General features: G+C 44.0%; 14 protein-coding genes. 9 read left to right on the top strand and 5 right to left on the bottom strand.

The window, feature by feature from the left end; genetic code table 11:
- Positions 1–127 precede the first annotated feature (127 nt).
- The 4 genes from ED652_RS22800 to ED652_RS22785 form a co-directional block, all read right to left on the bottom strand.
- Entirely contained in the window at positions 128–379 is a 252-nt protein-coding gene (locus ED652_RS22800) for a GlsB/YeaQ/YmgE family stress response membrane protein (RefSeq protein ID WP_017105442.1), read from the bottom strand.
- Positions 380–472: 93 nt separating this feature from the next.
- The gene (locus ED652_RS22795) at positions 473–2200 is read right to left on the bottom strand and encodes an aspartate:alanine exchanger family transporter (RefSeq protein ID WP_122056264.1); all 1728 of its coding nucleotides are present in this window, start codon (positions 2198–2200) and stop codon (positions 473–475) included.
- A gap of 74 nt (positions 2201–2274) precedes the next feature.
- Positions 2275–3669, bottom strand: a complete 1395-nt coding sequence (locus ED652_RS22790; RefSeq protein ID WP_122056263.1) for a glutamate decarboxylase — start codon at positions 3667–3669, stop codon at positions 2275–2277.
- 329 nt (positions 3670–3998) lie between these two features.
- On the bottom strand, positions 3999–4337 hold the full coding sequence (locus ED652_RS22785) for a hypothetical protein (protein WP_017110048.1): 339 nt from the start codon (positions 4335–4337) through the stop codon (positions 3999–4001).
- 303 nt (positions 4338–4640) lie between these two features.
- Here ED652_RS22785 and ED652_RS22780 point away from each other — a divergent pair, with 303 nt between their 5' ends.
- The 5 genes from ED652_RS22780 to ED652_RS22760 all read left to right on the top strand — a co-directional run bounded on the left by ED652_RS22780 (position 4641) and on the right by ED652_RS22760 (position 7876).
- Complete coding sequence (locus tag ED652_RS22780; protein WP_122056262.1) at positions 4641–5474, top strand: AraC family transcriptional regulator; 834 nt, start codon at positions 4641–4643, stop codon at positions 5472–5474.
- A gap of 100 nt (positions 5475–5574) precedes the next feature.
- Positions 5575–6309: an AzlC family ABC transporter permease gene (locus ED652_RS22775; RefSeq protein WP_122056261.1), complete on the top strand. Its 735-nt coding sequence runs from the start codon at positions 5575–5577 to the stop codon at positions 6307–6309.
- Complete coding sequence (locus tag ED652_RS22770) at positions 6306–6635, top strand: AzlD domain-containing protein (protein WP_102308121.1); 330 nt, start codon at positions 6306–6308, stop codon at positions 6633–6635. Before ED652_RS22775 ends, ED652_RS22770 begins: the two co-directional genes overlap by 4 nt.
- A gap of 62 nt (positions 6636–6697) precedes the next feature.
- Positions 6698–7003 (top strand): NIPSNAP family protein, encoded by a 306-nt coding sequence (locus tag ED652_RS22765; protein ID WP_017070270.1) that lies wholly within the window; start codon positions 6698–6700, stop codon positions 7001–7003.
- A gap of 81 nt (positions 7004–7084) precedes the next feature.
- Entirely contained in the window at positions 7085–7876 is a 792-nt protein-coding gene (locus tag ED652_RS22760) for a ribonuclease H family protein (RefSeq protein WP_122056260.1), read from the top strand.
- A gap of 109 nt (positions 7877–7985) precedes the next feature.
- Here the strand turns inward: ED652_RS22760 and ED652_RS22755 are convergent, their stop codons facing one another.
- Positions 7986–9131, bottom strand: a complete 1146-nt coding sequence (locus ED652_RS22755; RefSeq protein WP_122056259.1) for a glycosyltransferase — start codon at positions 9129–9131, stop codon at positions 7986–7988.
- Between the two features lie 304 nt (positions 9132–9435).
- On the opposite strand from ED652_RS22755, the gene ED652_RS22750 reads away from it, so the two are divergent.
- From ED652_RS22750 to ED652_RS22735, 4 genes are all read left to right on the top strand, one after another.
- Positions 9436–10362 carry a glycosyltransferase gene (locus ED652_RS22750; protein ID WP_122056258.1) on the top strand — a complete coding sequence of 309 codons (927 nt, stop codon included), beginning with the start codon at positions 9436–9438 and terminating at the stop codon, positions 10360–10362.
- A gap of 15 nt (positions 10363–10377) precedes the next feature.
- Complete coding sequence (locus ED652_RS22745; protein WP_122056257.1) at positions 10378–11814, top strand: lipopolysaccharide biosynthesis protein; 1437 nt, start codon at positions 10378–10380, stop codon at positions 11812–11814.
- Between the two features lie 133 nt (positions 11815–11947).
- The gene (locus ED652_RS22740) at positions 11948–12310 is read left to right on the top strand and encodes a hypothetical protein (RefSeq protein ID WP_162929984.1); all 363 of its coding nucleotides are present in this window, start codon (positions 11948–11950) and stop codon (positions 12308–12310) included.
- A 97-nt stretch (positions 12311–12407) separates the two neighbouring features.
- Complete coding sequence (locus tag ED652_RS22735) at positions 12408–13022, top strand: LysE family translocator (RefSeq protein ID WP_122056255.1); 615 nt, start codon at positions 12408–12410, stop codon at positions 13020–13022.
- Positions 13023–13114 lie beyond the last annotated feature (92 nt).

Genomic DNA, 13114 nt, shown 5'->3' with positions numbered 1-13114 from the left:
ACCACAACGGTATGCTAAGAACAAAAATGCCGTTCACTCTTAAGTGAACGGCATTAGCTCTTAATGAGCGGTTTTTTGCTATCTAAAGCTTAATTTTATCTTGTTTATGACTAGAGGTGCGAAAATATCAGTTTTTGAGGAAACGGTTATAAACAAACAGCAACACGAATGCGCCAAGCGTTGCGGTTATAATACTACCGATGTTAATGCCGTCAGCACTACCGAGGCCGATGAAGCTCCCTAAAAAACCACCAACAAAGGCACCAGCAATACCTAGAACCATGGTGGCGATCCATCCACCACCATCGTTGCCCGGCATTAGCCACTTAGCTAGCGCCCCTGCAATCAACCCAAGAATAATCCAAGATATAAACCCCATAACTTCTCCTTACTCATTATTGTGTTAGGTGCATGTCGTCACACATCTTTGGTTACGTTTAAATCATAGACCATGAATCAAAACTCGATTTAACTAACTGATGACCATTGCGATGTAACCCAGAATAAGAACCAATACCGATGTTAAAGCGTAGGGCACAGGATAGCCGATCGCTGGCATGTCACTGTGACTGGCATCTTGTGCGCCTTTCATTGCAGGCGTACTGTTCCTGCCTCCGGCACAAGCGCCAGCTAAAATTGCAGGATTCATTTTGCGGAAATATAAGCCGTACAACCAAGCTAATAAGGGGGGTACTAAAGCAGCTGTCACCCCGAGCAAAGCTATCTTGATGACAACGATGCCTTGAAAAGAGGCCAGTATTTTGGGGCCTACCGTCGCTGCCAATACAGCAACAAACAGGTTTAGGCCGATGTCTTGTAGAAAACTTCTTGCTCCTTCACTCATTGGGCCACCAAAGCTTGGGTTACGAGTACGTAGGAATGAGAAAACGATCCCGGTTAACATACAACCCGCCGATGTCCCTAGGGCGAAAGGGATGCCTGCAACGGTGACACTCAAATGCCCAAAGACATAGCCAATCAATAAAGATACAGCGAGATAGAAGGTTTCTGTGACGGTACTTTCGACGATGGGTACACTGTTCAACTTAGTGGCTGTTTGTTCTACACACCACTGAGAGCCGGCAATTCGAACCACATCACCAACTTCGACCTGGGTTTGTGGTAACAGCGGTTGCTGATGGCCTTGTCTGAAGACTGCTTTAAAGTAAACACCAAAACCGACTTCGGCGTGCAACTGCGCTATCGTTTTCCCTGCATGTTCAGATTTCCCGACGTGAATGTCCGCGACTTCGATATCGACATTTCTTGCACGTGGTTCATCTACCTCATTTCCAATATCGGCTTCCCCTTCGGCTATCAACACGCGGTATTCACCACGAATACCAATAACATCATTGAGAGCTAAGGTTGGGTTTTTCGAGGCGTCAATGATTTCATCACCTCGAACAACTTTTAATACGGCGGCATCGGGGAATTTTTGATACAGCTCTTGTACTGAACGACCGACTAACTCTTGGTGTGTGACCTGATAAGCGCGAACATCAATGGGTAGAATACCAACATCTGAAAACCCAAAGGTACTTGGGAGTTTCTCGTTGTCATCGCCAGTTGAGAACTCTGCTTCTGCTTCTTTGCCTGCTTTGACGGGGTCGATACCAAATAAAGAAGGGAGATACTTGATGAATAAGATAATAAGGACAGTTGAAAGGACATAACTTATCGCGTAGCCCGCGGCAATATTCGCACTGACCTGATCAATACTCATGCCTTCTGGTGGTGTAAATGCACCAGAGCTAATTGCTGACTGCGCTACGCCCATTACTGCCGTCACTGTGTAACTTCCGGAAATGATGCCAGCGGCATAGCCGGGTTCGAGACCCATTAATTTGGCACCAATGACAACAATCGCAAAATTGCTGAACACAACAATTAAACCGATCACGATAAAGTCGATGCCTCCTCTAGCAAGGCCTGAGAAAAACTGCGGTCCCACTTTCATCCCAATTGCGTACATGAACATCATTAAGAAAATGTCGGAGACCAATCCTGGTTCTTCAATTTTTAGTCCATAAACTGAGAAGGACGTTAGTGCGATACCGACGCCAACGATTAGGGTGCCAGCTGTTGTGCCTAAGCTCACACCTTTAAAAGTAAGTCGACCAAGTGGATAACCAATGGCGAGTGATAGAAAGAGAAATACAAACGGATTTTCTGACAAGTAACTAAATAGAAAGGACATAGTGTCACCTGCTAATTTGTTGATATAAGGGCAAGGACCCTTGAAGGTTCCTTGCTTTAAGTGAGATGGGACAATTAGCCGTGATTAAAGTTACTCGACTCGTCAGCGTCGCTACCATTGACGATTGGGTGTTTATCAAAGAAATCAACGCAGTGTTGTAAGTCTGAAATCAAAAGGTCAGCCATATCTCGACTAAAACCATGACGAACCAAAATACGCATGATCACCAGATCCTCACGCTCGGCGGGCATCGCATAAGCGGCAATTTGCCAACCACGAGAGCGGATGCGATCCGAAAGATCGTAGAGGTTAAAGCCTGGGGTTGCGCCATCTTTAATTGACCAACTCAAGGCCGGGATACCACCATGGCCATCGTAGATGATGTGAAATATACCCATCTTTTCGACTTCTTTGGCAAGGTAACGAGCCGTGTCATAACAAGCATCATGGATCTTACGGTAGCCCTCTTTACCAAGACGTAAAAAGTTATAGTATTGCGCAACGATTTGACCCCCAGGGCGGGAGAAATTGAGCGCAAAGGTCGGCATGTTGCCACCGAGGTAGTTGACGTTGAAAATCAAGTCTTCATGCAGAGCATCCGCATCTCGCCAAACAACCCAGCCAACACCAAGTGGAGAAAGACCAAATTTATGCCCAGAAGCATTAATGGATTTGACCCTTGGCAAACGGAAATCCCACACTAAATCTGGGTCGCAGAATGGGGCGAGAAAGGCACCACTTGCACCATCAACGTGAATCGGAATATCTAATCCGGTCTCTTCTTGTAGTTTATCTAACGCTTCGTGTACCGCTTGTACTGGCTCGTATTGGCAAGTAAAGGTCACGCCTAGTGTCGGGACGACGCCAATCGTGTTCTCGTCACAACGTTTGATTACTTCCTCTGGGGTCATGATCAGACGATCACCTTGCATTGGAATTTCGCGAAGTTCAATGTCCCAGTAACGGGCAAATTTGTGCCAACAAACCTGAACCGGACCACAAATAAGGTTAGGGCGGTCAGTTGGCTTGCCTTGCTTCTTCATTTTCTCACGCCAAGCCCATTTAAGCGCCATACCACCAAGCATTGCGGCTTCACTTGAGCCAGTTGTTGAACATCCCATTGGATTTTCAGCATTAGGTGCATGCCAAAGATCGGCGAGCATATGTACACATCGAGATTCGATTTCTGCCGTTTGTGGGTATTCATCTTTATCGATCATGTTTTTGTCGATGCATTCATCCATCAATTTATGGACTTCGTCTTCGACCCATGTTTGACAGAATGTCGCAAGATTCTGACGCGAATTACCATCTAGCATTAGTTCATCATGCACGACTTGGTAAGCGTGATCGGGAGCATGCTCTTGCTCTGGGATTCGATACTTGGGCATAACAACGGAAAGATCCTTGGAAGAATAAACATCATCTAAGAGTGAACCACGGACAGTCGATTTTTTATGAAGAGGCATGATGAATCCTTTATCTTATTGAATTTGTTTTACTTATTGCCATTGATATATCAGTAAATAACAACATTGGCAGCTAAATAAACATAGCAGAATTTTATAAAAATTCAGCTTAAATAAAAGTCTGGTTGCTTATTTCACGTTGTTTTATCTTGTTTTGTGCACGGTAAAACAAATATTTCAAAAGTACACTGTGTGGTGAAAAACGGAGTTGTCATGATGAACTTTATGTGAGTGTTGATGCTTATTTTTTAGTGTTGTAAGTTTTGGATATATAATTTTGGTGGCTGATTATAATTTGGTCATTCTACGATGTTAAATTTTTAATCCTCTTAATTCGCAGGTAGCACCACCGCAGACGCTTCTTCCTCTGAATCTTCTTTGTCTTCGACTTGTTCTGCTACCCAATCAATCGTCTTTGTTAGATAGAGCTTGTTGGTTTCGGTATCACACCAACTCTTTGATAATCCTCTTCGATTAAATTCACTGCCAATTGCAGCCAGTGTTTGGTTACTTGGTCTACCGTAATACAAGGTGTCGCACAGTTGCAGGTTCGACATCGATTGTGGGTATGAATTAACCGATGATGAGTTCATGCTTAGTGCTTTTGATTGATTGTGAGTGCATCCGGTTAGGCTTAACAGAAACAAGGTAGCTAGAGCTATTTTCATGGATCTTAGGTTCACGAACGATGACTGATACATAATTATGAGCATGTACGATAATGCTATTTGTCAGTATTTTGCCAAACGACGGATTAGCGGGATCTTGGTACCAGTTCTTTTTGCATGGCTAACGCTATATGTTATCTCTGATACTCATCTTGTCATGCCGGAGGCGGTGAATTAAAAATGCACCAAATGTTAAAATGCTCTTTAATTTAATTGATGAATGCGCAATTTTGTACAAAAGCTGAAAGAGCCGATAGAGTAGACTGATGAATCGCTCGGTGATTAGCAGGTTTGAGGATGGTTATGGAGAACAAGAAGGGCTCTAAAGAGAAAGCCGATTATAAGGTCACGGAAGAACTCGGTGGTCTTGAGATCCTCAATGCTGAATACGAAAAACAGAATTTCTCACGTCATAGTCACGAAGGTTATACGTTCGGAGTGATAGAGCAGGGTGCTCAGCGTTTTTATCGAACCGGCGGCCATCATATAGCCCCCCAAGATGCCATCATTCTGGTCAATGCAGATGAGGTACACAGCGGACATTCTGCCACTGAAGGTGGTTGGGCATATCGTGCAATGTACCCACTTCCTGAGCAACTCGCCAAGATCACTCAAGAGTTGAACCTGCCTAACTATGGCGCCCCTTATTTCCCAAGAGCCGTTGTTGAAGATCCAGAGCTCGCCAATCAACTGAGGTTGGTTTTCAATACGATTGAAGAATCAGATAATCGCCTGCTCAGAGAAACCTTGATGTATGGGATGTTGGTTAAGTTAATCAGCCGACACGGGAAGTCGAGTCTAACGCCTCAACTGGATAGCAAAGTCCAACGTCAGCTTATACTGATAAAAGAGTTTCTTGATGACTTTCCACAAGCGGATGTGTCACTCGATGAGTTGTCTAAGCTAGCTGCTTTGAGTCCATTTCATTTGGTGCGCTCATTTCAAAAAGAGTTTGGTCTTCCGCCACATGCGTATCAGATCCAGTCTCGATTAAGGTTGGCTCGTACGTTGCTCAAACAGGGGCATTCGATTTCCGATACGGCGCAAGAATGTGGTTTCCACGACCAAAGCCACTTCCATCGTCACTTTAAGAAAGCCAACGGTTATACGCCGGGTCAGTACGTAAAGATGCGTTGAGATTTGTGCTTTATACGTTAGATATAGAGCAAGTTTGTACAATCGAATAAGTTAACCCTCTCTTACATTGAATAGCCAATGCAAAGAGAACTAGGAAAATATGGATAACAACACAATGAATAGACGCACGCAGTTATGGAAAGGTGTTTTAGCTGCGATGCCCTTGAGTATTGCTGTAATACCGTGGGGCATATTAGCTGGCTCGTATGCAATAGATGCTGGTTTGAATCAGCTTCAAGCTCAGGCTATGTCTGCGATTTTGTTTGCGGGTTCAGCGCAATTAGTGGCGGCGGGGATGTTCAAATCGGGCATTGGGTTAGGGACTATGTTGTTAACCACGTTCTTTATTACTTCAAGGCATTTTCTTTATAGCGTGTCGATGCGTGACAAAATTAGTCATCTTCCGGCTCGTTGGCGTTTACTGCTTGGCTTTTGGCTAACGGATGAACTGTTCGCGATTTGCAGTGGCCAATCTCAACAAGAATTTAATCGTTGGTATGCAGCGGGTGTAGGTGGTGGTTTTTATCTGGTTTGGAACATCGCGAGTTTTGTCGGCATTGTCGCAGGAAGTCAGATTCCGTCACTCAATGAAATCGGTCTCGATTTTGCGGTCGCGGCAACCTTTATTGCTTTGGTTTTCCCATTAATCAGAACCTGGCCTGTAGTGGTATGTGTTGTGGTGTCTTTGATCGCCTCAGTTGCCTTGTCAGTCAACAATGTTGAAGGTGGCCTTATGATTGCTGCTATTTCGGGTATGTTAGCCGGCTTTATCAGCGAGTCATTTGTGGAACGTAGAAACGACAATAAGCTCATCAAAGAGGAGGATTCGGCATGATCTGGCTATCGATATTCCTCATGACCGCGATTGTTTTCCTTAGTCGATATTTGTTTCTAGAACCGGCCATCCCGCTTCGATTAAACAGCACTGCGAGACGGTTGTTGCGTTATTCGAGCCCTGCGGTATTAACGGCAATCTGGGGGCCGATTGTGTTCGCACCAGAGCAAGCTTTTTGGCCAAGCCTAGAAAACCCTTATTTGATCGGCGCGGTAGTGACTGGGCTTTTGATTTGGAAAACGGGCAATGTGCTGCTAACGATCGGTGTCAGCATGGCGGTGTTCTTGTTCTATAACCTTGTTGCGGTTGATTTCCTTTTCTCGTGAGCTTCAACTTCAATGTCAACTTAGGCTTTGTGTTTCTCCTATTATTTAAGGGCTGTATAAATATGATTACTTGTTATGTTCGATATGTGATTGATCCTAAAAAGGTAAATGAGTTTGAGGCATACGCAAAAATGTGGATTCCTCTGGTCGCTAAATTCGGAGGTCAACACAATGGTTATTTCTTACCGTCGGAAGGGGCGAACAATATTGCCTTGGCGCTGTTTACCTTTGAAAGTTTGGCTGCCTATGAAGAGTATCGGATTAAATCGTTGAACGATGCTGAGTGTATTAAAGCGTTTGAATTTGCAGACGAAGTTGATTGCATCGTGAGTTATGAACGCAGCTTTTTTAGACCTGTTTTAGAATGATAGACCTTGCAACGTATAGCGTGGTGGCATCTAATGTACTGATTCACTGTTTGTGTGTTTAGGTTTTGGTAAGGAGTTAATTTGGCTAAGAAGTATTATGTGGTCTGGAAAGGTCGTACACCGGGTATTTTTACTACTTGGAATGAGTGTAAGTCGCAAGTTGATGGTTTCGCTGGTGCGAGATATAAATCGTTTCCAACATTAGGCGAAGCAGAGTCCGCTTTCGGTGGTAAAGCATCTTCTGCGTCTAGTGCTGCTTCAACATCTGGATCTTCATCGACCAAGCCTAGTGTTGCGGGTAAGCCTAAGAAAGCGAAAGTCCCACCTCTTTCTGAGCAGCAAATCTCTGAAATGCCTTTCGATATCAAGATATACACAGATGGCGCTTGTGAGCCGAACCCTGGTGAAGCGGGCACAGGCTTAGCGGTCTACCTGAATAACGAATTAACCGAGTTGTGGTATGGCTTGTATCAGCAGGTTGGGACTAATAATACAGCAGAGCTGCACGGTTTGAAGCAAGCGTTTATTCTGGCTAAAGAAAAGCTGAAAGCAGGTTTATCTGTCGCGATTTATTGCGATTCTAAGTACTCGATTGATTGTATTACCAAATGGGCTACAGGTTGGGAGAAAAAGGGTTGGACGAAGTCGGGTGGCGAAATTAAAAACCTCGATATCATTAAGCCTGCGTATGCCCTTTACCAAGAGTTGGCTTCTAAAATCACCATTTACCACGTCAATGGCCACGTCGGTATTGAAGGTAACGAGCTTGCCGACCGAATGTCTATTGTGGCGATTGCTTCTAAAGAGCAAGACTTGAGTCGATATACTGAAACTGACGACCTCACTGAAATCTTAGCTTTGCGAGCGGGCTAGCAAGAGTCAAAAGTTAGAAAGTGAGTTAACCAAAGCGTTACTGTTTATATTAAGGTAACGCTTTGTTGTATGCTCCCGCCTCATTTCACTCGACTTGTTTAGTCGAAGATTAAGCTGGGTTTTCTATCCAGTGAGACAGTTGTTGAGCTTGCTTCAACGAATTAAAATTCTCTTCCACTCTTGTTCTTGCTTTCATCCCCATCTCTGTTTTGTCATTGCAGCTCAACTGCGCAAAACGCTCAATCGCTTCTCTTAATTCCTCAACGTTTTTCTCGCTCACCACAAACCCTGTCTCTGGAGTGACGATCTCCTTACAACCCATGATATTGGTGGTAATCACGGGGGTTCCAACGGCCATCGCTTCTTTAAGTACCAGTGGGCCTGTGTCCACACAACCCGTTGCTGAGAAGCAGAACGGTGCGATCAAGCTATCGTAATTCGTTAGGTTCAGCTTCACCCATTCGTGGGGCTTGGCTCCTAGAAAATTGACGTGTCGAGTTAAACCTTGTTGCTCAACTTGTGTTTTTAATTGTTGTTCTAAATCGCCAGTGCCGACGATATCAAGATGAATGTCGAGAGGTTGGGCAATCGGTGCCAACGCATCTATAAGATGGTGAATACCTTTTTGTTCAACTAATCGGCCAAGAAAAACGAGTCGAAGTTGCTTGGCGTCGGTTTTTGGGTGTAGTTGGAATTGTTTAGTATTTACACCACTGTGAAGGAGCTTGATATTCCCTTTTGCCATGTTGTTGAAATCGGTGAGCATGTCTTTGCAGACCGCAATCACAAAGTCACTCGATGAGATTTTGTATTCAATATCGTAAGCAAATTCGTAGACATCGTGACCATGGGCAACAAACGAACAGGTAATATTGAGAAGCTTAGCGGCGACAATCGCATGTGCGGTGGTGTGTTGGCAAAAATGCGCATGAACATGGTTAACGTCTTTTTCTGCGAGTTGTAACGCCAGCTTAAATCCATAAGCGAAAAGTGAATTTTTAGGCATGCTATTTTGCTTTGAAACAAACGAAAGCGCTTTAACAAAGCCGATCCAGTTGATGTTGGTTATCTTGCCCGCCCGAACATCCTTGCCAATTTTTATGATGTCATAGTCGAATGACTTTTCGCTGTCCTCAATCTTGAACGTCATCACACAGACGTCGTGCCCACACGCTTTAACGGAGTCGACTTCGGTTTGAATGAAGGTCTCACTGAGGACAGGATAAGTAGGCGCTATAAATGCTACTTTTTTCATTTTTTGCTCCCTTGATGAAGGCCACTATAGTTAACTAAGCAAAATACGAACCAAGATTGAATGGGATTTCAGGGGGGATTTTAGAGGAAAGGGGTTACTTTCTTATGGTTATCGTGAAGGTGGGGCTGATTTTCTCAAAATGGTAATCAAATTAGAATTTTGAGTTTCTCCGCTGTACGCACCTTGTCGTCATTTTGCGAATTAGTTCGTAAGGCATTGATATAAAAGTAAATAAACAGGCCTAAGCTCTCGGCACAGAACGTGCACTATTAGCTGTATAACGTATAAATGTGAGAGCGTCATTATGGCTAAAGTAAGTATTATTATTCCTACCTACAACTGTTTAGATTACCTGCCGAAAGCAATCGGCAGCGTGTCAAAACAGACTCATCAAGACGTTGAGCTAATCATTATTGACGATAACAGTAATGATGGAACGTCCACTTACCTCGCATCGATTGATGATGAACGTATTATTACGCTATCAACTTTAGGTGTTGGTGCCCCTCAAGCGAGGAACTTAGGCATTGAGAAAGCGACGGGCGAATACATTGCTTTTTTAGACGCTGACGACTTTTGGTTTCCAGAAAAAATCGAACGACAACTTGAGTTTCATCAGTGCTACCCAGACCTTGCAATGAGCTTCACTAACTACGAGCACCTCACTGAAGACTACCAAGTGATTATTGACTGTTTTAGTTACTGGTCGCAGTTTCAAGACCAAGACGAATTATTCATTAGTATTGAGAGCCCGCTAGAATTCATTATCGAAAATAACGTTATTGGTACCTCAACCGTCATGGTGAAAGCTGATGTGTTGGCTCAAACCAACAGCTTTGATGCAGATATTAAGTATGGGGAAGACTGGGAGTTATGGCTTCGAATGAGTGAGAACCACCAGATCGGGGTGTTGAATTCGGTGCAGGTTGGTTACCTAATGAGAGCGAGTTCCGTTACTCAAACGGAAAGCCTTAAGCTGAGAAACCTGCAGTCAATAGAATCCATTCTTCAGCGTTACCAAAATAATAGTGAACATTGGAATTTAAGGTCATCTAGTTTCAAGGTTGCTAAGGCGAGAATACTAGAGGGCTACGCTGACTATTACCGAGGTTTACAACAAAACCGACAGGCGGTTGTCTACAGTTTTCGCTCTCTGGTGATGGCTCCACAGAAGAGAACCTTGCGACACCTGCTCGGAGATTGTAAAAGTTTCCTAACGCCAGCTTGGTAAAGGATAGGTGACGCTATGGGTTCGTTAAAACAGTCTGCCTATTACGCCATTGGTATCGTGATGATGAAGGGGATCTCATTGGTGATGATCCCGTACATTACCCACAAAATGACGTTAGCAGAATATGGCTCTTTAGAAGCGATCGTATTGTTGGCCGATATCGGGACGATATTATTTAGCTTCGGTATCGTAGACGCCATGTATCGCTACGTTGGTGTCGTCGAGGGTGATGAAAAGCGAAAGCTGGTCTCGAACTGTTTCACGTTAAGTGTTTTGGTGTGTGTGCTAGGGGGCGCTTTAATTGCTCTTAGTATGCCGCTATTAATATTTATGCTGCCCGTAGAGTTTCAGCCGTACCAAATTCTCCTTCTCCTTATCCCTGTCATGCTCGACGGGGCAATCTCTATTCCGCTTACCTTAATGCGAATGAATGCGATGGCGAAACGTTTTTGCTTGCTCAATGTCTTCAAAGCAGGTGTTCAAGCCTCGATGACTTTTGCGCTGCTTGAGGCTGGATATGGGATTGATGGCGTGTTGATCTCAGCGGCGGTATCTAGCGTGTTGCTCATGGTTTGTTTAGTGCGTTATCAGTGGCAAGAGATGGGAGCCTTTGGCTGCTTCAAATACTCAGCCAAGATCTTAAAATTTGGACTGCCTGCTTTGATGGGTGGGGCGTCAATGTACATGATCACAGGGTTAGACCGTTGGGTGATGGCGAGCTTTGTTGGGGTGGAAGAACTGGCGATTTATGCGGTCAGCGGCAAGTTTGCATTGCTGCTTGGCTTGTTGCTACAGCCTTACGCGCTTTGGTGGTTCCCAAACCGTGTCGCTATGCTTCAACAACCGGGAGGTAGCAAAAAGTGTGCTGATAGTGCATTAGTCGGGGTGAATTTCGCGACTGTTTTGTGCTCTTTGATGATTCTAACGGTGCCCGGTTTTATCTCTTTAATTTTGCCAAGCAGTTATCACTATGCAGGGACTCTCGTTGTCGCTTTGCTTGCCATTAGCGTTATCAAAAACGCAGGTGATTACCTTAACCTTGGTTGTTTCAGTGGCGATTCGAGTCAATCGCAAATGTGGGTTCAAGGTGGGTGCGCGATATTGGCTGCCATTGGCTATTTTACGGTGACACCGATATTTGGCGTGGGGGGCGTTATCTTCGTTCTTTGCGGCACGTATACCTTAAGGTTGTTGCTCCTATATTTTGTCAGTCAATCGATGGAATATTTACCGTATCAACACAGTAAGTGGGTAACCGCAGTCAGCATCGCTGTCGTAGCGATCGTCTGTGACCGACTTCTTGGCTTGGTATTCGCTAATGTTCATGACTTTGTTTTAGGTATCTGTGTTGCTCTAATCACGCTGGTGGCCTTTATTAAATACTCGGTCATCGTTATTCCTCAAACTCTGCTTGATAAATTGACACTCGGCAAGCATTCACATGTTGGCTAAACCACGTCATTCATGCCATGAAGAGCTTTATTAAGCGAATCAGAATTCAAATAGTTATAATAAAACACTGTTCATAATATTTTGGATTAGATAGTATTTATAAATTCAATGAATGCTAACTATGGAAAGATACATGAATAAGTGGATGTTGCTCTTCTCTTTGTTTTCAGTAGCCTCATACAGCTCCTCTAATTTTTCAACGTTGGATACTTCGGCTCCTGACTTAAATTCACAAGAGGAAAATGCGCTAGGTTATAAGTCGCCCGATTTCAATCCTCCTGAAGTTTCTTTGCAAGAGCAGCAAAATATCGTGTGTGCTAGCGTTGTCTGTAACTCCACATTCAATCCAGAGGCTGTTCCTGTGGTTGGTGAAGTGCCAAAGCGCGAACCTAATCCAACTTTAGATACCATTGCCAGTGCCATTTATATCGTTGGTGAGATAGGTGTTGCAGAAAACCTCTCTACGCCAGAATACGAGAAGTTTTTTGAGAACTAACTAAAAGGATGCGGCAGATCTTTTAAATGCTGTTATAAAAGATAAGATATTGTTCAATGATTTTATAACCGCAGGATATTGCGACTAGGAAGCCTCAATGGAAATATGGAAGTTACTGCTGTTTATCCCAGCCTGTTTTGCTTTAAATTTAACGCCCGGACCCAATAACCTATTGGCGATGAACAACGCCCGCTGTTATGGCTTCCAAGCGGCTTTCGTCGCAGGGTTGGGAAGAATCTGCGCCTTTTCTGGCATGATCGCTCTGGCTGCTTCTGGACTCGCTGTTGTCCTCTATACTTCCGAAACTCTGTTTTTTATGATCAAGCTGTTTGGCGCAATGTACCTGCTTTGGATTGCGTTTAATTTGTGGCGTTCAAAAGCCAGCCCTATTGTTGGTATTGATCACAACAAGAATTGGTTTGGTTTAGTTAAACAAGAATTTGCTCTCGCCGCTGGCAACCCGAAAGCGATACTTATCTTCACCGCATTCCTTCCTCAATTTGTCGATGTTTCTTCTAACGTTCATACCCAATTCTTTATTTTAGGAAGTACTTTTCTGGTATTGGAGATGGTCGCTATCTCTATCTATGCAGCCTTCGGTTTATACCTTAGACATTGGTTCTCTAAACCTGAAATGGCGCAGCGTTTCAATAAAGCCTGCTCGGTGTTTTTAGCATTTTCTGGTGCGAATTTGTTGGTCAGTCGTCAGTAAAACATAAGTAACCTAATCTACCCCTTAGGCATCACTCATAGACAGGATCTTAAGGGCTAAGCGGTTTATTTAGATAGAAAAAAGGCTTCATT

The organism is Vibrio sp. Evd11 (assembly GCF_900382755.1).
GTDB lineage: Bacteria > Pseudomonadota > Gammaproteobacteria > Enterobacterales > Vibrionaceae > Vibrio > Vibrio lentus.
This window is presented reverse-complemented; position numbering and strand designations above follow the sequence as displayed.